The organism is Enterococcus sp. FDAARGOS_375, from assembly GCF_002393265.1.
Classification (GTDB): domain Bacteria; phylum Bacillota; class Bacilli; order Lactobacillales; family Enterococcaceae; genus Enterococcus_D; species Enterococcus_D innesii.
This window is the reverse complement of sequence record NZ_CP023514.1, coordinates 17,085-37,315: the sequence shown is the minus strand read 5'-3', so window position 1 is coordinate 37,315 and position 20,231 is coordinate 17,085. Positions and strand designations below refer to the sequence as shown.

Here is a 20,231-nt window from a genome sequence, read left to right as displayed (position 1 = left end):
AGAAAGTTCTAAAATTTTAAAATTATTCTCTAATATAATAAGGAGGAATTAAAAATGAGTAATAACAAAAAACATTCGTCACATAGTCATCATAATCACGGCGACATGGATCACAGCAAGATGGACCATAGTCAGATGGATCACAGCAAGATGAATCACAGTGAAATGGATCATGGCGCAATGGGAGGGCATGCCCACCACCATCACGGTAGCTTTAAGGAGATTTTCTTGAAGTCACTCCCATTAGGAATTGCAATCTTACTCATTACTCCTATGATGGATATTCAGTTGCCTTTCCAAATTATTTTTCCTTATGCAGACGTTGTAGCGGCTGTATTGGCAACAATTCTATACATTTATGGCGGAAAACCATTCTACATGGGTGCGAAAGATGAGTTTAATTCAAAAGCTCCAGGCATGATGTCCTTGATTACTTTGGGAATAACGGTTTCTTATGCCTATAGTGTTTACGCAGTGGCCGCTCGATATGTGACCGGAGAACATGTCATGGACTTCTTCTTTGAGTTTACAACGTTAATTTTAATCATGTTATTAGGACACTGGATTGAAATGAAGGCATTGGGTGAAGCAGGGGACGCGCAAAAAGCATTGGCTGAGTTGGTGCCGAAAGATGCTCATGTTGTTTTAGAAGACGATTCGATTGAGACTCGTCCTGTGTCTGAACTTCAGATTGGAGATGTTATCCGTGTTCAAGCAGGAGAAAATGTTCCAGCTGATGGTATCATTATTCGCGGAGAATCACGTGTAAACGAAGCGCTTGTGACTGGGGAATCGAAACCAATTGAAAAAAATCCCGGAGATGAGGTCATCGGTGGATCAACCAATGGTGGCGGAGTCCTCTATGTGGAAATAAAGCAGACGGGCGATAAGTCCTTCATTTCTCAGGTTCAGGCATTAATCAGTCAAGCTCAAGGCCAATCTTCTCGAGCAGAAAATCTTGCACAAAAAGTTGCAGGATGGCTCTTTTATATTGCGGTTATTGTAGCGCTTATTGCCCTTGTCATATGGATGGTTATAGCTGATGTACCAACGGCAGTTATTTTTACAGTCACCACATTAGTTATTGCTTGTCCGCATGCCCTGGGTCTGGCTATTCCATTGGTGACTGCTCGTAGTACCAGCTTAGGGGCCAGTCGGGGATTATTAGTGAAAGACCGGGACGCTTTGGAGTTGACTACAAAAGCAGATGTTATAGTTTTAGATAAAACGGGAACTTTAACAACTGGTGAGTTTAAAGTATTAGATGTTGAACTCTTTAATGATAAATATACGAAAGATGAAATCGTTGCCTTATTGTCAGGTATCGAAGGTGGATCTAGTCACCCTATCGCTCAGTCAATTATTAGTTACGCAGAACAGCAAGGGATACGTCCAGTAAGTTTTGATTCGATTGATGTTATTTCTGGCGCTGGTGTAGAAGGTCAAGCTAACGGACATCGTTATCAATTAATCAGTCAAAAATCATATGGACGTAATCTGGATATGGATATTCCAAAAGGAGCAACCCTCAGTGTCTTAGTAGAAAACGACCAAGCAATCGGTGCTGTAGCTTTAGGGGATGAATTAAAACCGACAAGTAAAGACTTAATACAAGCCCTTAAAAAGAACAAGATTCAGCCGATTATGGCAACGGGTGACAATGAAAAAGCGGCTCAAGGAGCTGCAGAAATTTTAGGTATTGATTATCTAGCTAATCAATCTCCTCAAGACAAATATGAATTAATTGAAAAACTTAAAGCAGAAGGAAAGAAAGTTATCATGGTCGGTGACGGGGTCAACGATGCACCTTCTCTTGCATTAGCAGACGTTGGTATAGCTGTTGGTGCCGGAACTCAAGTAGCATTGGATTCAGCCGATGTCATCTTGACACAGTCAGACCCTGGCGACATTGAATCCTTTATCGAGTTGGCTCAGAAGACCACACGTAAGATGAAAGAAAATCTTGTTTGGGGAGCAGGGTATAACTTTATCGCGATCCCAATAGCTGCAGGAATACTAGCACCAATTGGCATAACATTAACTCCAGCAGTCGGTGCCGTCTTGATGTCACTTTCGACTGTAATTGTTGCCATCAATGCTATGACATTGAAATTAGAGCCAAAATAAACAGTTATTTGGCACATGAAATAATTGAATGACCTTATCGTGTAAAAATACAATAGTTTCACAGGAAAGGAAGAGATGAAATAATTTAAAAAATCATCTCTTCCTTTTTTAGTTTATAAGGAGGAAAAATTATGAGGCTGGTCCTTTTAGGGTTACCTGGTGCTGGGAAAGGCACCCAAGCTAAAAGAATCGCAGAGGAGTACCACCTGACGGCTATTTCAACTGGTGAAATGTTACGAGAAGCAACCAAGGAGAAAGATACATTCGGACTCAGAGTGCAAGAATATATGAATAAAGGAGAGCTAGTTCCAGATGAGTGGATAATCTCATTGGTTAAGAGTCGCTTACAAGCAAAAGATGTTGAAAATGGCTTTGTTCTAGATGGTTACCCACGTACCCTTCAGCAATAAGCCAGGTATTGCTTTGTTGCAAGCTTTGAATTATATGTTTTCTGGTATAATGGCTGGCTATTTTTTAAATGTTATTTGGCTGGATGCTTTTTTCTTTTACCATTCATTATTGACGAGATCCACTTTTTCATTGAAAAGAACATTCTGCTGAAGCGGTACATTGTGTGAATTTTTCTGTTGATTGTTTCGAATTTTTATATTGCATATATGGTTACTTTTTTTCAGTTCTATTCTTTTTTGCTGTGGGGTATCGAAGGCATCTTCGAATTGCGGAATTTAGTCGAATGCTGCTAAAACTTACTGTTTATGCACTATTAGCGTTATTAATGACGGCTGCACTTATTCTCCCCACATTGTTCTACTTGACGTAAGGGATTCGAAACACTGTTCAAACGATAGAATCAACTTTTTTTACTAAATTCTTAGCAAAGATTTTTAACGGAGTTTATTTTAATCGAACCTTTGTTAATACAACAAAATCAGTTTATCCGCATATATATAGTGACATACAATCACTTGTAGTGGTACCGACTTTCTTTCTCTCAAAGCAGATTACTCGTCGAGAATGTTTAATCTATGGCATGCGTTTCTTTTTAGTTTCCTATGTATCTATTTAATGGCACGGGCTCTAGACTTAGGTTTATGGGAAATGAAGAAAATACTAATCAGCTGAATTTTTTTGGTCAGTGATTCTAGGTTATTTGCTAGTAGTGTAGGAAATAAATTTTGCTTTATGGTTTTGGAATCAATTATTAATATTGCTACTTGCGGTCATTACGAGGATATTCCTTAGGAAAATCACAGTCTGAATCTTCCCTAGAAACTATAGAATGACAAGGGGGAGATGAGCAAATTCCTAATTGATTAAATAGGGTGCGTTACTAGTTAGCTCCATAGTAAGATTTTTTCAAAATTTTCTTGAGGTTGGATCAAAAAGGGCTCTTTTCAATTAGATTAAAGACACTCATAAAAAATAGGGAAACGAACTTATAATCGCGTTCGTTTCCCTATTTAATTTATTATGACCATAAAACAATTTGAATTTAGAAAGCACCTTCTTTCTTTGATAAAAAGTACTACTCGTAATCTGTCAGGACTGATAAGACTTTTTATATTAGCTAAATAAAGATTGGATATATTGATTAGCATTCTTAAATTCAACTGTATCGATCAGTGTGCCTTGTACAATCAATCTCGTTACAGCTTCCAAATCCCCGCATGTAACAAGAGTGATCATTTCTTTATTAGGAATATCATCAATGACTTCTACTTTTGATGGATCCACTTTTTCTTTCAAAGACACTTGGTAAATATAAATATTCTTTAAGTCTGTTACATATATTTTTTCTTTTAGAGAAATAAACTCTAATGGAGAAAATAATATAGTTTTATCTTTAGCACTATGGCTTGCTAAAGCATAATTTCGTTCTCCCATCTGCTGATTTGATTTCATTGTACCAGCCCCAGAAAGTAGTGAAATATTGTCTAAGCCTTTGTATATGGGTAAAGATAATTTTACATCGGGTATAGCGATACCACCTATTATAGGTAAATCACTATTTTTAAATTGTGCTTTTAATACTAACTCATTTGAAATAGATCCAACAGAATCAAAGTCAAAGTTTCCTTTCCTTTTCAGATTGTCTTCCAAATCTTTCTTTGAATAATTTGCTATGTCATATTGTTGAACTTGTTTATTCAGTAAGTAAGATCGAATTTGAAAATTAAATATTAAAACTAAGCCTATAAGAAAAATGGTAATTAAAAGTAAATTTAAAAAAATACGCTTGATTCTTTTTATCATTTTTAGATTCCTAGAAATGGAGCAGGATCTACGAATCCAGACCAATTTGAGCTAGTCGCTATTCCAAAATGTAAATGAACTCCAGTTGAATTTCCTGTAGTCCCCATGGTGCCAATGGTCTGGCCAGCACTCACTGATTGGCCCAGTGTAGCAATAAAATTACTTAGGTGAAGGTAATATGAGTAGTAGCCATCTCCGTGATCAATAATAATGTAATTACCTGCGGATCCATCAAAGGATGCCTGCACTACAGTTCCTGATCTAGATGCCATGATAGGCGTTGACGAAGTTCCACCCATATCTATACCATCGTGAAAAGATCCAGAGAATCCAGTAGGATCAGATCTTCCGCCAAATGGACTTGTGACAATAATGTTGGCTACGGGTGCGCCCCAACCAGAAGAACTAGGGCTTTGAACCTGATTATTATTGGAAGAATTATTGTTGTCTTGGTACTCATCTTGATTAACTGAGTTAGATTCTTTATCCGAAGTTTCATTTGTGATCTGTTTTTCTTCCTGCGTATCAGTATTTCCTTGATCTGTTCCTATGTCTTCGTTACCATCTATTTGTGATACTTCGTTTTTCTGATCTTTTATAATAGATGCAGATTCTTCCTCTTGAGCTTTTAAAATAGCCGCAGCTTCTGCTTCTTTTTTCTTTTCCTCTGCTAGGGCTTTAAGTTCCTCTTCCCTTCTTTTTTCTGCTTCTTGTTTTTGATTTTCAAATTTTTCTTTCTCGGATTGCTCTGTCGCCAAAGAAGCGGATATCTCATTAATTTTTATACTTTGATTCAATTTAGCTTCTATAAGATTTTTTTCTTTCTCTTCGAGAGAGCGAGTTTCCTTTTCCGCATCTATAACTTTTTTCTCAGCTTCTTTTTTTAATTCATCTAAACTTTCTTTATCATCTATCTGAGCCTGCATAATCTCATTACTAGCAGAAATAAGCTTAGTCATACCAAAGGCTGCTGTGACTGCATCTGATAATGATTCAGCGTTTACCATGACAGATATTATAGAGTCACTTTTTTGATTTACTTGTGCATTCCGAGCTTGTTCTTCGATAAGTTTATTTCTAAGGTGTATTTTTTTCTCAAGAGTAGTAATTTTTTGATTAATTTCGGTAAGTTTTTTCTCAGATGTGTTTTTTTCCTTTAGCACTTTTTGATATTCATTTTCTAGCTGAGTTATTTTGTTATCTAAATCAGTAAGATAAATTTTAGCTGATTTTTGATCTTTCACAATCGTTTCAATTTTATCATTTTTTTCTTTAATTTTTTCCTCAATAGTCTGCGCTTTAACTAATATACTATTACTAAAAAATAGCGAAAACACAATGACCGAGGTAGATATAATTATTTTTTTCAAATTGATTTTTCACTTCCCTTATTTTTAATTGTGAAGAAATATTTTACAAATATTCTCCCCTCTATTTTTATGTGTATTACAGGTTCTATTAGGAACTGAAATTGGAATTACTATACAAAAAGTAATAGGATCCATATGCTACATTTCAATTTAATAGACAGATTTAAAATAACTAAAACTTATGGAGATTTTGTGGAGTAGAAACATATCTACATAAAATTCACACAACTGTAAAGTATGATATCAAAAGTTAATATAGGAGAACGAATTTAGTGGATAAAATATTGAGACTTACGAAACCTTGGGACTATCTCATTATTATTGGAGTCATTATGGCATCATTTTTACCATATTTACTATTTGATACTAATAAAAATGAAAATAATAGAGAAAGTAAAGATGTAATTGCAGTTGTTAAAATAGATGGAGAAGTCGTAGACAAATTTAACTTATCACAAGTTAGTGAGTCTTTAGAAAAAACATATTATCCTCAAAAAGGGAAATACAATATTATTGAAGTAGCTCCAGGGAAAATTAGGGTAAAAGAAGATAATAGTCCTGATCAAATTGCTGTTCGTACAGGCTGGATTAGTAGACCAGGGGAAATGAGTATATGTTTACCTCATAAATTGATTGTTGAAATTTTAGGAATAGAAGAGAATCCATTAATTTATTAGTATGACTAATAAATAATACAAATCCTACATTTACATTGATTACAGAATGGAGCCGAACTAGACTTTTAATAAGAAAAGTCATAGATATCAGGCCAAAGTAACTACTATCGTTATAATTGATTATATTAGGAATGTTGCATGTAGCACGTTTTATTAGAGATGACTAGGTTATAAAAATATTAATAATTGATATTAATAGGGATGGTGGTTATCATTACAGTGGATAATACTTATTTAACAGATGTGTTTAATCAATATAAATTACGCGAAAATTTACTGTATCAAACTTGGTTTATCAAAAGTGAAAAACGTTTGAAAGCGTTTAAAAAAGTTAGGAAATACGTACAAGTACTTATCAAACATGTCAATAACGGAACGTTCCCAACAGATTTTAAAAATTCAGCCCTAGAGGACATAATGAATGTAATTGCAGAACAAACAGAAATTTTTAAAGGAGCCAAGCATGCATTTATGTGGAAACCTAAATTGAGAATTCCGGATATTTATGAAAATAGGGAAAATCAGTTAGCTTTTTCACTTTGTCTTGATCAAATTCTTAAAGCTAATCAAGAAATTAAAATGTTATTTGCTATAAATATTCTAGCAGAAAAGAAAATCAGAGGGCTTGGTCCAGCTGTCGCAAACATTTTATATTTTCTAGAACCTACCATTTTCCCTCCTTTTAACACAGCTATTGTAAATGGATATAATTATCTTACGGGCTCGAAAATTCGCTTAGGTAAATGGGAGGACTATTTTAAACTCCGTGATGGTATGATTGAACTCAACTGCTTAGGAGGACTTTTTTCGAAAGATTTGGGTGCTATCTCAGCTTTTTTATTTGATATTGGGAAACTAAATTATATTGTTCGCGAAAATGAAGAAGAGTATGTCAGAATTTCAGAAAGTAACACACAGAAATTAATAAAACAGAAGTTGGAAAAAGAGGATGGCAAAAATGTGCACCAAAAAATCCAATATATCTTAGCTACTTTAGGTAATGAGATAGGTTATCATGCTTGGATTGCCTCAAACGATCATAATAGAATTGTAGATGGGAATCGCTTAGGAGATGTGTCTATACCTCTATTACCAGAAACAATCTATCAATTACCAAATCCGTTAAGTAGGACGATTGGTTTGATTGATGTTATTTGGTTTTCAAAAAATGGGGAACCGATATGTGCTTTTGAGGTTGAAAAATCGACGTCAATAATTTCTGGGATAAATCGAATGGATGATTTGTATTCGATTCATCAAGAAAATTTGATGATGTATATTGTCTCACCAGATCAACGTGAAGAGGAGATACGAGCACAATTTAATAGACCACATTATATGCGTAATCAAAATTTGCATGATCACTTACGATACATTCTATTTACAGATTTAGAGAAACATGCTAATTTTATGAAGAAATTTGGCAAAGATTTTACAATTTTAGCCCCGATATCTCATTATCCAAGTGGTGAACTAGTTCGGTAGTTATTCTGGACAAAGAAGTTGAAATTAATACGGTTAATTGTAGTATAAATAAGCATTTGGGCAGAATTGGAAATCAATCTTCCCTTTTTTTACGAGTAGCTTCCACATTTATAATGGCGCTCATTGCTATTGAATGTCTTAGCAACGTCTAGAAGAAAATCATCATATTAATGCTGCCCATGCTTCCATTTTAGTAACTTTTCGTTGAAGAAAATTGCGGATAGAGTGAATACTATCTATTCATAACCTAGAAATGTTATCTAAAAAGGTATTTTCCTTATATTCATCGAAGATAATGGTTTTATTTGCACTTAAAAAAGAAACAATAAATCTTACTTCTAGAATCCCCTGGTGTATGGACTACCCCATACACCAGGGAATGTTATGTACTCTTGGTGGAATGCAACGAGTGGATGGAATGATGAGGATCATTTTCTTTGGTGTCAGAAATACATAAAGAAAGATTATAAACCACGCATGCCTTATTCGTTTTATAAAGAGTAAAGTTAGACTAAATATTTTGAGAGAATCAATTCTATTCTGAACCATGAATTTAGTGAATTTTAAAGGAGTGTGAAATATAAATCACACTCCTTTAACTTATTTTAACCGTGATTTCAAATCGCTTAGTTCACTACTTAAGATATCATTTTGCTCTTTTAAATTTTCAAGATCCTGTTTCAATTGTTCGTCATCTTTTTCATTATGCGATCCTGAGTGCATACCCCTCATCATAAATATCATCATTATCGGACATAATAAAAGTAATAACCACTGCATTGTCATCGCTCCTTAACTAAGTTCTTTAGAGTAGCAACTTCTTCTTTTAATTGCTCAGTTTGGATTTTTAAACTTGCTATATCATTTTCGGAACCAGTGTGTTTTGAATGATCTTCTCCATGCATATGATGATGCCCAGCATGTCCGTGCCCTTTATGCATAAACATCATTGAGATAGGGCAAATTAGTAGTAATAGTAGTGGTAAGAGATTAAGTAATGCTTCCATGTAAATCTTCCTCCTTAGATTTTTTGAGATAGATGTAAGTTAATATAGAGCCAATTAATAGGACTATGGACAGGACTTGAGCCATTCTCAAGTTTGCTGTTAGCATTAAACTGTCGGTCCGTAATCCTTCAATCCAGAATCTCCCGACGGAATATAGTGAAACATAAATTAAAAATATTTGCCCAAAGAACATTCTATTTCTAGACACCAGAAGCAAAATAATGAGTACTCCTATATTCCATAAAGACTCATATAAAAAAGTCGGATGATGGTAGGCCCCATCAATATACATTTGATCAATTATGAAAGATGGGAGTTTCAGAGATTGCAGGAACTCTATGTCTACAATTTCTCCATAGGCCTCTTGATTCATAAAATTTCCCCATCGTCCAATGATTTGTCCAATTACTATACTGGGAGCAACTACGTCAGCAACATTCCAAAAAGAAAGATTTTTCTTCTTGCAATAAATAACCCCTGTCAATACAGCACCAATTAATCCACCATGTATTGCTAGACCACCTTCCCAAATTTTTAAGATACTTAAAGGATCATCAATGTACAAAGGTAATTCAAAAAGTACATAGTATAATCTGGCCGATATAATAGAAACTGGCAATCCATATAACAACAGATCAACAATTGTATCCTCAGGCAATGCCGCACGCTTTGCTCTTCTATTAGCAACAAAATATCCGATTATGATCCCAAACACTATGAAAATGGCATACCAATAAATAGTAAATGGACCAAACGAAATAAATACTCTGTCGTAGGGTTCTCTCAAATTCTTCCCTCCTTCCTAATGAACTTGTTTTGACTATAGCAGGCTATTATGGAAATTTTATGTAGACTTTTTGACAGATACATTAGTACACATTTTCTACACAAGTTTTTTTATCATTATATTAAAAGGAGTGATCTAATATAAATATTAATTTAATGAAAAAAAGCATGCTATTTCTATTATTTTTTGTCTTTGCTTTATCCCTCGCGATTACATTGACAATCAACTTCCCTGGTTTGCTCAAAATCAATTTATTCTTTCAAAGCGATATAAATTTTCAAAACTGGAGTAGATCTCAAGTTAATCAAGATTTTAAAAATTTAATGGGCTATTTAAATAATCCTTTTCAAAAAGAATTGGTTTTTGATAATCTATACGTCTCAGATCGCGGTATAAACCATTTTAAAGATGTTAAATTTTTGTTCCAGCTTAACTATTCATTGCTTCTTTCTACGAGTAGCGTTCTTTTATACCTAAACAGGAAAAAATTAGTAACGCGTGATCAAGTCAGAGAAATCACTAGTTTAATCAAGTGGATGATAATATCAGTCTGTGTAATGGCACTTCTGTTTTTTGATAAAGCATTTGTGCTTTTTCATCAAGTATTTTTTGACAATGATGATTGGATGTTTGACTATCGTACAGATCCAATTATCAGTTTTTTACCGGAAACATTTTTCTTTTTATGCTTTTTATTAATTGTAACTATAAGTGTTTCTACTTTGACAACAATTCATCATTTGTTTAATAAAGAAGAACGTACTTTATGAATAGCCTAAGGAGGGATGGTCTTGGTCGAACGCAAAATACAGGTATCGAATTCAGAGTTAGATGTTTTAAAGTTTATCTGGAGATATGAACCGGTAACATGTGGTTTAATAACACATGGAATGCAAGAGCGTAATAGTTGGCATCCCTCCACAACAAAAACGTTAATAAGAAGGTTGTTAGATAAAAATGTGATCACGTTTAACACTTCAAAAAACCAAAGATACTACACTTCACTGATTAAGAAGCAAGAATTTTTAGAAACCGAAATACAAAGGTTACTTTCTGGAATGGATGAAGGTTGTATCTCAGAAGTAAGCTACTATTTAAACGGATTGGTTAAACGTTCTGACACGGAGGAATTCAATGATTTCAAAATATAATCTTTATGGAATGACTTGTGCAGTTTGCGCAACAACAATAGAGAAAAAAATTCATGAGTTGGATGGAGTATATTTCGCTAAAGTTAACTTAACAACTGAGGTTCTAAAATTGGAATATGATGAAGGTGTTTTGTCTAATCATACAGTTATAACAGCTATTCAAGACATTGGTTATGACGCTGAGATTCGAAAAAAAACTGAGATAAAGGTATTTGGAATAAGTGGAATGACTTGTGTGTCCTGCGCTAACAAAATTGAAAATGTAGTTAAATCAATGACTTATGTCAAATATGCCAACGTAAATTTTGAAGCAGAAAAACTCTCGGTAATATCAACTGACCCTTCAGCGGTTGCAAAAATAAGTGATGTTGTCAAAACTCTTGGATATCAGCTATATGCTCTTTCTGAAGAGGAGGAACAAGTAATTTATAAAACAAAAGAACAAGAGCAACAGAAGCTAAGGCGAAGATTTATCACGTCAATGCTATTTACAATTCCTGTTCTATATGTTGCTAGTGCAAATATACTTGAGTTACCCCTATTTGAAATAATTGATTCTACGACAAACCCTAGTTTTTTTTCGCTGACGCAATTGATATTTACCACTCCGGTTATATTGGCCAATAAAGACTATTATAAAACTGGATTTTCCGCACTCATGAAAAAACATCCGAATATGGATACATTAATTGCTTTAGGTACAAGTATTGCTTTTTTATACGGCACCTTTGCAACAATACAGATTATATTCGGAAATTATCTCTATACAAAAGAGCTCTACTTTGGAGCATCAGCAGTGATATTAACGTTAATCAGACTAGAGAAATACCTAGAGTTGGTGACGAAAGATAAGACATCTGAAGCAATACAAAAATTAATGAGGATGACTCCCAAAACAGCGAAAACTATCAGACATAATAAGGAACAGACTGTTCCTATTGAATCAGTTTTAGTAGGAGATGTGATCATAGCAAAACCAGGAGAGCGTTTGCCACTGGATGGTATTGTAATAAGTGGTAAGTCTTTAGTTGATGAATCTATGCCTACAGGTGAAAATCTTCCTGTTGAAAAGAAAGCTAATGACCGAGTAATAGGACCCAGTAAAAATAAAAATGGCGTAATAAGATATGAAACAACTCATATTGGTAAAGACACCACTTTAGCTCAAATAAGCAAACTAGTGGATGATGCACAATCTTCGAAAGCTCCAATCGAAAAACTGGCTGATATCATTTCAAGTTACTTTGTATATATCATTATTCTAGTTGCGATTGGATCTAGTCTACTTTGGGTGCTATCTGGACAAAGTATTTCGTTTTCATTCTCAGTCTTAATTTCAGTTTTAGTTATAACATGTCCTTGTGCATTCGGTTTAGCTACACGGACAGCTATTATGGTCGGTATGGGAAAAGGCGCTGAAAATGGTATTTTAATTAAAAGTGGTGAAGCTTTAGAAACAACTCATCACGTAAAAACAATATTATTCGATAAAACTGGTACGATTACAAAAGGAAAACCTGTGGTAACAGATATAATACTTGCAGAAAATATGGATAGAAACTTTCTCTTGTTTTTAGCGGCCTCTGCTGAAAAAGCATCCGAGCATCCGCTTGGGGAGGCAATTGTAAAAGAAGCCGAAATCGTGGGGATTGATCTGGTTGAACCTAGTATATTCGAATCTTTCTCTGGATTGGGCATTAATGCTATATTGAAAGGTACCGAAGTAAGTTTAGGAAATGAAGAGTTCTTTAAGCAGTTGAATATAGACATTAGTAAATTTAAGTTAATTTCAGATAATTTAGCATCTAAAGGAAAGACACCAGTGTATATTGCAAATGATCGTATCTTTCTCGGAATAATTGCGATTGAAGACACTATAAAGCCAGCAAGTGCATTAGCAATTCAAAAGTTGAATAAACTTGGCCTCAATGTGGTTATGCTCACGGGTGATAATAAACTTACTGCACAGGCAATAGCTAATCAAGTTGGGATCACCAACGTTATTAGTGAGGTATTACCTCAAGAAAAGGCCTATTATGTTAAAATGTTGCAGTCAAAAGAACATAGGGTTGCAATGGTAGGTAATGGGATAAACGATGCACTTGCCCTCGCTCAAGCGGATATAGGTTTTGTGATGGGTTCTGGTACTGATATAGCGATGGAATCTGCGGATATAATATTGATGAACGACGATCTGCAATTGCTAATGTCCACGATTGATTTAAGCAAAAAAACAATTTGGAATATAAAGTCAAATTTGTACTGGGCATTTGCTTATAACATGTTAAGTGTTCCAATAGCGATGGGTGTTTTGAACATTTTTTGGGGGCCTTTATTAAGCCCGTTAATTGCAGGCGTTGCTATGAGTTTTAGCTCAATAACAGTACTTTTAAATTCACTTCGCTTAAAAAACTTCAAAGTCAAATAGGAAAGGTGATTGTCTTATGACTGAACATTTACAGACCTTATTTATTAGTGGAATGGCTTGTCTAGGATGCGCCGGAGAAATTAAGTATGCATTAGAAAAGAATCCCTCAATTTCTGTTAGGAAAGTAAATCTCGAAGAAGGTTTAGTAACTATTGCAACAAAGACAGATTTATCAATTAGCGTTATTAATCAATTGTTGAAAAATACGAATTATAAGGCATTATAAGTTTGGTGAATCATCACATTAAATATGTGAATTCTTATGGTAAGAAAGTTCCTCTATATTCTACTTTTTTCAAATTGAGATATATAGAAAAACCAGTTTTTTAAATTTATTCACTGCTTTTTGTGCATAAGTATATGTTGAATCCAATGGACGGATTTCTGAGAGGCATTTCATGTTTTTTTGAACTCAAAAATCCTTTGGAATCCCAATGTAGGTTTTTGGTATTAGTTGAAATGGATTTTCACTTGGTAGTAGAGGAGGGTAGAGAGGATTGTGAAATTCTTATGTAGAACAATTATTTATTTGAATAGGAGGAAGAACTATCCAAAATAGCAGTTCTAAACTTATATTTCATATTAGGATGCTTATCGAATATCATCATAGCACTTCTACCTGTTAGGATATTCATGAAACTCGAAACCTATGTTTTGGGCGCGATACTTAGCGATATATGTACATGATATGCAATCATACACTAAACAAATCAATCTGTATCTATCCTATATTTAAAAGCTCTAAAACAAACTCTATACATGGTTTCTTCATAAATTTTCCTTATGATACTTGTAAGACAATTCTTAAAAGATTGATTAGATTAGTAAATCCAATATAGGCGACTTTTTTAAGAAAGAAGGAATTTTATGATGAAATATTTGCAAATAGTGGTTATTGACGGAATGAATTGCTCAAGGTGTGCATCAAAAGTAAGAAATGCTTTGGAAGCAGAGCCAACAGTCAGTGTAAAAATAGTTGATTTGGCTAGAGGTACAGTTACTTTCGATGCTGATTCAAAATTAACTTTAACATTCTTAAATCAACTACTAAAAAATACAAAGTATACTGTAACTAGGGATATATCTATATAAGTATAAGTATATGTGGGGTAATCAACACAAAATCTCCACATATTTTTTTTATGGTAACTACATAATAGATATGGGAGATGATGGGTTGAAGAATAATAAATATATTTGGTTAGCAGCAACAATATCAATGTTGACCCTAGGCGGTGTTTTCATATTGATTCAACAGCAGAACAAGGAGGAGCATGCTGAAGTTGTCTTTCAAGAAGAACAACGACAAATCTCAAGTAGAATGTCCAATATGATGGGGGATAATCAAGAAGCTGATTTGAAGGTAGTACACCAAACGGAGAGACAACTATTGATTCCCCCTGTTCTTAAACCATCTTCAAAAAGCAAAGAAAATGTGATATATGATATAGTTGCTCAAAACGGAGAAGTTCAAATAATGGATGGAGAAAAAACTGAAACATTAGGCTATAACGGGGATTTTTTAGGACCAGTTATTAGACTGAAAAAAGGTCAAAAAGTTACTATCAATACAAACAATAATCTTGATGCTAGCACATCTTTTCATTGGCACGGTTTGAAAGTAGCTTCTGATGCAGATGGAGGTCCACATCAGATTATAGAAGCAGGACAGAAAAAAAGTGTAACATTCGAGGTTGATCAAGAAGCTTCTACACTCTGGTTTCATCCCCATCCGGAAGGAGAAACAGCATCTCAAGTTTATAAGGGTTTAGCAGGTTTGATGTATATTGATGATGACAACTCAAAATCATTAGATTTACCTTCCAAATATGGTGTCGACGACATTCCCTTGATTGTGCAAGATAAATCTTTCAGCTCCACTAATCAAATTAACTATGAAAATGATTTTAACTCTGATGGAACAAAAGGGGAGACGTTGCTTACTAATGGCACTATCAATCCATATATTGAGATAAAAAACCGATGGATGAGGTATAGAATTGTTAATGGATCTAATTCAAGAAACTTCACTTTTACTTTGGATAAAGATGAATCATTCTACCAAATTGCTACAGATGGTGGTTTTTTGAATACTTCTGTTAAACTTAGTAAACTACTTTTAGCCCCCGGGGAAAGGGCAGAAATATTAGTGGATACTCAGAATTATAAAAAAGGTGAGGTAATTCATTTACTAGCAAATAATTTGGTTGCCTTGACAATGAGAATTGAGAATACGATAGAAAACAAAGAGTTTACTCCCTCTGATAGTCTAAATACTATTAGTACTTTAGATGAAAAGAAATTGGAAGATTTAGCAAGACAAAGTATTAATTTAAGAGGAATGTCTCACATGGTAAACATCAACAATAAGCAATTTGATATGGAAAGAATAGATTTATATAAAAAATTAGGTACTCAAGAGATTTGGGAAGTTAACAATATTAGTAGTATGATGGGAGGCATGATTCATCCGTTCCATATCCATGGTGTTCAGTTTCAAATTTTATCTAGAGATGGAAATCAGCCCGCACTAAACGAGCAAGGATGGAAAGATACTGTGCTGGTAAATCCGGATGAAACAGTAGAACTTCTTGTGAAATTCGACCGTGAAGGTATTTTCATGTATCATTGTCATATATTAGAACATGAAGAGTATGGAATGATGGGACAAATGGAAATTAAATAGAAAATAATTTAAGAAGGATGATTGTCTATGAAAATTCTTATTGTGGACGATGAAGAAAAAATATTAGAAATTATTGATGCCTATCTAGTTGCTAATCATTATTCAGTTTATAAAGCAATAAGTGGCGCAATGGCATTGGAAAAGTTCGAGAAAAATAATCCTGATTTAGTTGTGTTAGATTTAATGCTTCCGGATACTGATGGATTGACTGTGTGTAGAAAAATCAGAGAAGTATCAAATGTACCAATTATAATGTTAACAGCTAAGTCTGATGAGGATGATATTCTTACTGGTCTCAAGTTAGGTGCCGATGACTATATGATTAAACCATTTAGTCCCAAAGAATTAGTTGCGAGAATACAAACTGTATTGCGCAGAACTGAGACCTTATCAAATCCTAATAAGCTTTCTTCAAGTAATGGGGAATTGATAGTATATCCTGAAAGTCGCCAAGTTTATCTACATCAAGTGGAATTAACCCTCACAACAACTGAATTTGATATTCTACACGCCCTAATATCCACACCTAATAAAGTCTTTTCTCGTAGTGATTTGATAGAGAAAGTTAAGGGAATAGAATTTGATGGACTAGATAGGAGCATCGATTCTCATATAAAAAACTTAAGACATAAAATTGAGAATGATGCTAAATCACCTATGTATATTTTGACAGTCCATGGTACAGGATATAGATTTGGTAGCCACTAATGAGAAAAAGAACGATAAAAACTCAATTAGTTCTTTCCTTTTTAGCAATCGCAACATTAATAATAGGATCGATTAGTTTAGTCGCATTAAGTTTGACGAACAATCATTTTAGTAAATACGTAGAAGAGCGACAAGAAGATTTGTTGAATCAGTATGTATATACAATTGATTTATTGTGGTTAAATAGTGGAGAAACATGGAACAGCGAGGAACTTGCAGCACTTTCTGAGAAAGCATTAGAAAATAATATTTATTTTTCTATAGAAGACGAACAAGGCAACATGGTTTGGGAACTTAAAGGAAAAAATTTGAAGTCAGCACAGGACAAACTGAAAAAAAATGCCTTGAAAGTTTCCGAGAAAAAAAGTGTGAAACTAGACGAAACAATAGAAGCGAAAAAGAAGTTAATTAATGATGGAAACGAGTTTGGAAAAGTAACGTTTTATTATTTCGGACCTTTTGCTTATACTGAGCACGATGCCTTGTTTATCTCTAGTATGAAACAAAGTTTAATGTATGTTGCTATTGCAGCTCTTCTTGTATCATTTATACTTGCTTCGTGGATCTCTGCTAGATTAGGATTACCACTAAAGCATGTAAGCGACTTTACACATAAATTAACCCGTGGGGAATATGCTGATAAAATCCCACAAGAAACTTCAATTATTGAAATTAATTCCTTGATTGATTCCCTAAATGATTTAAGTAGTCAGTTGGAGAAACAGCATGGACTTCGAAAAAGATTAACTACTGATATTTCACATGAATTAAGAACTCCATTAGCTACCCTTAAAGGCAATGTGGAAGGAATGATTGACGGAGTCTGGAAAATAACTCCCGAGCGCCTACAATCTTGTTATGATGAAATAGATCGTCTAACTCGTTTAATTGGAAATATAGAAGTAATCAACAAAATTGAAGCAAAATATGATTATTTAAATAAAACTGAGTTTAACATATATAAGTTGATTGAATCCGTTATTGAAAATTTCGCCAGCAAAATTGAGTCAAAAAACCTTCATGTTGAAATCCAAGGGGATAACATCAATATATCTGCAGATAAAGATAAAATGAACCAAGTTGTTATCAATCTTTTGAATAATGCTATTAAATTTACGCAAAAGGAGGGAACCATTAAGTTTTCTATAAGTAAAAATAAAGACCATGTTCTTTTAATTGTTGAAGACAACGGCATCGGTATAGAAAAAGATCAGCAACTTCATATTTTTGATAGATTTTATATGGCTGACCCCTCCAGAAGTAGAGCTTTAGGGGGGCAAGGTATCGGATTAGCTATTGTAAAGAGCGTTATTGAAGCGCATAAAGGTAGTATAACTGTAAAAAGTAAATTAGGTCTAGGAACTAAATTTGTTATAAAGTTACCATTTCAATAAAGGAGGAGAGTTATTTGTTTCAAAAACAGATAAAAATTGCTAAACTAGTATGTGAATGTTGGGCAAAAAAAATATTTTTTCAACTGATTTCGATAGATAGTGTCGAAAAAGTTCATTTAGATATCTTATCAAATTCTGTAGTAATCTTTTCTAAAAAGGACTTATCAATAGCTACAATTAAAAAAGAAGTTTTTGGATTACAAATTTATGAGATGACCTAAATGTGATTAATTAAAGGAGGATGAAGACAGTGAAAAAGATGACAAAATTAGTATTTGCAAGTCTTGGAATTATTGTATTTTTAGGAGCGTGTAGCAATCAAAGTGAATCGAATAATTCTAAAAGCACAAACGAGGAATCGACTTCTACAGCGTCTAGTGAAATGAATAGTATGGAGGGAATGAATCACGAAGGTATGGTTCCTTCTTCAATGAAAGATGCTGCGAACCCTAAATTCCCGGTGGGAAGTAATGTTATACTGCTAGGCGATCATATGGAAGGGATGAAAGGTGCAAATGCTCAAGTTGTAGGGGCCTTTGATACTACAATGTATGAAGTAAGCTATGAGCCAAAAACTGGGGGACCAATGGTTAACAATCATCGATGGGTAGTACAAGAAGAGTTAAAAGATACTGAGACTGTAGCAAATGAGGGCGATACTGTTATCTTGAATGCCGATCACATGGATGGGATGATGGGAGCTGAAGCAAAAGTAGATAAATCTATTACAGGAACTGTTTACGTTGTTAATTACACTCCAACCGATGGTCAAGAAGAAGTTAAGAATCATATGTGGGTAACTGAAGATGAGATGGAATATGACGAAAATAATGAGTAATTTTATATACTAAACCAATAAGCTGGTACATGGCCTTCGTATTCTCAACATAAGGAATATGAGCTCTTTGTTAATAAGGACTGATGAGTTGTGCAAAATCAAATCTGGGTCAGAACGAACCTCATTCTGGCTCAGATTTTTGGCTCTTCGACATTTAGTGCTGGTAGAGAGACAACTGAAAATTTAGTCATAACCAGTTAGGCAGAGTGCTTAACTGGTTTTTGTTTTACTTGGAAGATCAAGCCTTGAATGAGATAAATTCTTGCTCGAAAGTTGTGGAAATTTCGATAGCCGTAGGCTACTCGTTTTATCACTTTTATCTTATTATTTGTTCTTTCCAATGCACCATTACTATACCTGGGTTTTAAAGCATATTGAATCCCTAATTTGTATTTATTTAAAAACGTCAGCTTCTTACAAAACCATTGTGGAAGGCATTGATCTAAGCTGTTGATCGTATCGAAAAAACTTTGGTTGTCCTTGTGTTTAAAGTGATAGAGGAGGAGCTGGCAAGTCTCGTAAGCCCTGGTTAATTGCTCGTCGTAACTCAAAAGCTCATCGACCATCGCTTTTTGCGTCATTGGTCTGCGAAAGGATCGATCATATTGATAATCGGAACTATCCAGATCATAGGCATGCGTAAGGAGTAATTTCCAGAATCGCTTCAATCGTCAATACTTTGTCGGTTCCGTTTTTTGAAACCTGTTCATTGTTTTGATTCGCAACTGATTTAACGTACGAGTGATTTGTTGGACAATGTGAAAGCGATCGGTCACGATTTTGGCGTTTGGGAAGACCGCTTTTACAAGTTCAAAATAAGGGGCATCCATATCCATCACGACGTATTTTACGTTCGCTCGTGCTTTTCGAGTGAAATTAAGGAAATATGGTTTTAAGAAAGTAAGGCGACGATTCTCCAATACACCGATTAATTGCTGGGTCTGCCCATTCATAAAAACAAAACTCATTTTTTCCACTGCAGGACTTCATCGATTTGTACTCATCAAAACAAAGGACCGAAGGTAACGTATCAAAACGAGGATGATACGTTTTTAAACAGGTGTGCAGGACACGCAAAACGATTACGTCTGATACAAAATAGCGATTGGCAATTTCTTTTCTTATTGTATTCTTCGCTAGTTCCAAGGCAATTTGTACCTTTAATTCCTTTGAGAGATAGCAGTTTTCATCTACCAAATTGGTCTGAGCGTTGAATGTCGACTGACATTCTTTACAGTAAAAGCGCGTACGTACCAAGCGTAATTCTGTTTTGGTTGCTCGGTAAGGCAAAAGTTGGACTTTTGTTTTATGTGAGCCATTCTTGATGATTTGTCCTTCATTTTTGATGCCACATTTACG

General features: G+C 34.3%; 19 protein-coding genes and 2 pseudogenes. 14 read left to right on the top strand and 7 right to left on the bottom strand.

Translation table 11 applies throughout. The features are described 5' to 3' along the window. Positions 1 to 54 precede the first annotated feature (54 nt). Both tcrB and CO692_RS00350 read left to right on the top strand, forming a co-directional pair. Complete coding sequence (gene tcrB / locus CO692_RS00355; protein ID WP_005237620.1) at positions 55 to 2,127, top strand: copper-translocating P-type ATPase TcrB; 2,073 nt, start codon at positions 55 to 57, stop codon at positions 2,125 to 2,127. Positions 2,128 to 2,258: 131 nt separating this feature from the next. After that, positions 2,259 to 2,537 carry an adenylate kinase family protein gene (locus tag CO692_RS00350; protein WP_002337547.1) on the top strand — a complete coding sequence of 93 codons (279 nt, stop codon included), beginning with the start codon at positions 2,259 to 2,261 and terminating at the stop codon, positions 2,535 to 2,537. A gap of 1,114 nt (positions 2,538 to 3,651) precedes the next feature. Here CO692_RS00350 and CO692_RS00345 read toward each other — a convergent pair. Next, positions 3,652 to 4,341 (bottom strand): class A sortase, encoded by a 690-nt coding sequence (locus tag CO692_RS00345; RefSeq protein ID WP_096741216.1) that lies wholly within the window; start codon positions 4,339 to 4,341, stop codon positions 3,652 to 3,654. 2 nt (positions 4,342 to 4,343) lie between these two features. Continuing rightward, entirely contained in the window at positions 4,344 to 5,711 is a 1,368-nt protein-coding gene (locus tag CO692_RS00340) for a peptidoglycan DD-metalloendopeptidase family protein (RefSeq protein WP_002337549.1), read from the bottom strand. Between the two features lie 272 nt (positions 5,712 to 5,983). On the opposite strand from CO692_RS00340, the gene CO692_RS00335 reads away from it, so the two are divergent. Further along, positions 5,984 to 6,388, top strand: a complete 405-nt coding sequence (locus tag CO692_RS00335; RefSeq protein ID WP_002337550.1) for a NusG domain II-containing protein — start codon at positions 5,984 to 5,986, stop codon at positions 6,386 to 6,388. Between the two features lie 201 nt (positions 6,389 to 6,589). Further along, a complete protein-coding gene (locus CO692_RS00330) occupies positions 6,590 to 7,873 on the top strand; it encodes a type II restriction endonuclease (RefSeq protein ID WP_096741215.1) in 1,284 nt (427 codons plus the stop codon). A gap of 600 nt (positions 7,874 to 8,473) precedes the next feature. Here the strand turns inward: CO692_RS00330 and CO692_RS00325 are convergent. The 3 genes from CO692_RS00325 to lgt are packed head-to-tail and all read right to left on the bottom strand — an operon-like array spanning position 8,474 to position 9,667. After that, entirely contained in the window at positions 8,474 to 8,653 is a 180-nt protein-coding gene (locus CO692_RS00325; protein WP_002325573.1) for a DUF2933 domain-containing protein, read from the bottom strand. Between the two features lie 2 nt (positions 8,654 to 8,655). After that, entirely contained in the window at positions 8,656 to 8,880 is a 225-nt protein-coding gene (locus CO692_RS00320; protein WP_002307648.1) for a DUF2933 domain-containing protein, read from the bottom strand. Continuing rightward, the gene (gene lgt / locus CO692_RS00315; RefSeq protein ID WP_002294779.1) at positions 8,864 to 9,667 is read right to left on the bottom strand and encodes a prolipoprotein diacylglyceryl transferase; all 804 of its coding nucleotides are present in this window, start codon (positions 9,665 to 9,667) and stop codon (positions 8,864 to 8,866) included. The genes CO692_RS00320 and lgt overlap by 17 nt, the downstream gene beginning before the upstream one ends. A 155-nt stretch (positions 9,668 to 9,822) precedes the next feature. Between lgt and CO692_RS00310 the strand changes: the two genes are divergently transcribed. From CO692_RS00310 to CO692_RS00295, 4 genes are read left to right on the top strand one after another with little or no spacing between them, the layout of a single operon-like run. Beyond that, positions 9,823 to 10,437, top strand: a complete 615-nt coding sequence (locus CO692_RS00310; protein WP_002337632.1) for a TIGR01906 family membrane protein — start codon at positions 9,823 to 9,825, stop codon at positions 10,435 to 10,437. A gap of 15 nt (positions 10,438 to 10,452) precedes the next feature. Continuing rightward, on the top strand, positions 10,453 to 10,818 hold the full coding sequence (locus CO692_RS00305; protein ID WP_033604469.1) for a BlaI/MecI/CopY family transcriptional regulator: 366 nt from the start codon (positions 10,453 to 10,455) through the stop codon (positions 10,816 to 10,818). Further along, complete coding sequence (locus CO692_RS00300) at positions 10,802 to 13,246, top strand: heavy metal translocating P-type ATPase (protein WP_029486063.1); 2,445 nt, start codon at positions 10,802 to 10,804, stop codon at positions 13,244 to 13,246. The genes CO692_RS00305 and CO692_RS00300 overlap by 17 nt, the downstream gene beginning before the upstream one ends. A gap of 16 nt (positions 13,247 to 13,262) precedes the next feature. Further along, positions 13,263 to 13,472, top strand: a complete 210-nt coding sequence (locus tag CO692_RS00295; RefSeq protein ID WP_002325575.1) for a heavy-metal-associated domain-containing protein — start codon at positions 13,263 to 13,265, stop codon at positions 13,470 to 13,472. A 340-nt stretch (positions 13,473 to 13,812) separates the two neighbouring features. On the opposite strand, the pseudogene CO692_RS17795 reads toward CO692_RS00295, so the two are convergent. After that, positions 13,813 to 13,932, bottom strand: a pseudogene (locus CO692_RS17795) (transposase); the annotation flags it as partial. A gap of 181 nt (positions 13,933 to 14,113) precedes the next feature. Between CO692_RS17795 and CO692_RS00290 the strand changes: the two are divergent. From CO692_RS00290 to CO692_RS00265, 6 genes are read left to right on the top strand one after another with little or no spacing between them, the layout of a single operon-like run. Then, a complete protein-coding gene (locus CO692_RS00290; protein ID WP_002294786.1) occupies positions 14,114 to 14,338 on the top strand; it encodes a heavy-metal-associated domain-containing protein in 225 nt (74 codons plus the stop codon). Between the two features lie 10 nt (positions 14,339 to 14,348). Further along, positions 14,349 to 15,932: a multicopper oxidase family protein gene (locus CO692_RS00285; RefSeq protein ID WP_034706621.1), complete on the top strand. Its 1,584-nt coding sequence runs from the start codon at positions 14,349 to 14,351 to the stop codon at positions 15,930 to 15,932. Between the two features lie 27 nt (positions 15,933 to 15,959). Next, on the top strand, positions 15,960 to 16,640 hold the full coding sequence (locus tag CO692_RS00280) for a response regulator transcription factor (RefSeq protein ID WP_096741214.1): 681 nt from the start codon (positions 15,960 to 15,962) through the stop codon (positions 16,638 to 16,640). After that, positions 16,640 to 18,034, top strand: coding sequence for a sensor histidine kinase (locus CO692_RS00275; protein WP_096741213.1), 1,395 nt, complete (start codon positions 16,640 to 16,642; stop codon positions 18,032 to 18,034). The genes CO692_RS00280 and CO692_RS00275 overlap by 1 nt, the downstream gene beginning before the upstream one ends. A gap of 14 nt (positions 18,035 to 18,048) precedes the next feature. Beyond that, positions 18,049 to 18,255 (top strand): hypothetical protein, encoded by a 207-nt coding sequence (locus CO692_RS00270; protein WP_002307659.1) that lies wholly within the window; start codon positions 18,049 to 18,051, stop codon positions 18,253 to 18,255. A 20-nt stretch (positions 18,256 to 18,275) separates the two neighbouring features. Next, positions 18,276 to 18,872, top strand: a complete 597-nt coding sequence (locus CO692_RS00265) for a YdhK family protein (protein ID WP_002316691.1) — start codon at positions 18,276 to 18,278, stop codon at positions 18,870 to 18,872. Between the two features lie 197 nt (positions 18,873 to 19,069). Here the strand turns inward: CO692_RS00265 and CO692_RS17620 are convergent. Then, positions 19,070 to 19,825 (bottom strand): annotated as a pseudogene (locus CO692_RS17620) (ISL3 family transposase). Between the last annotated feature and the right edge of the window lie 406 nt (positions 19,826 to 20,231).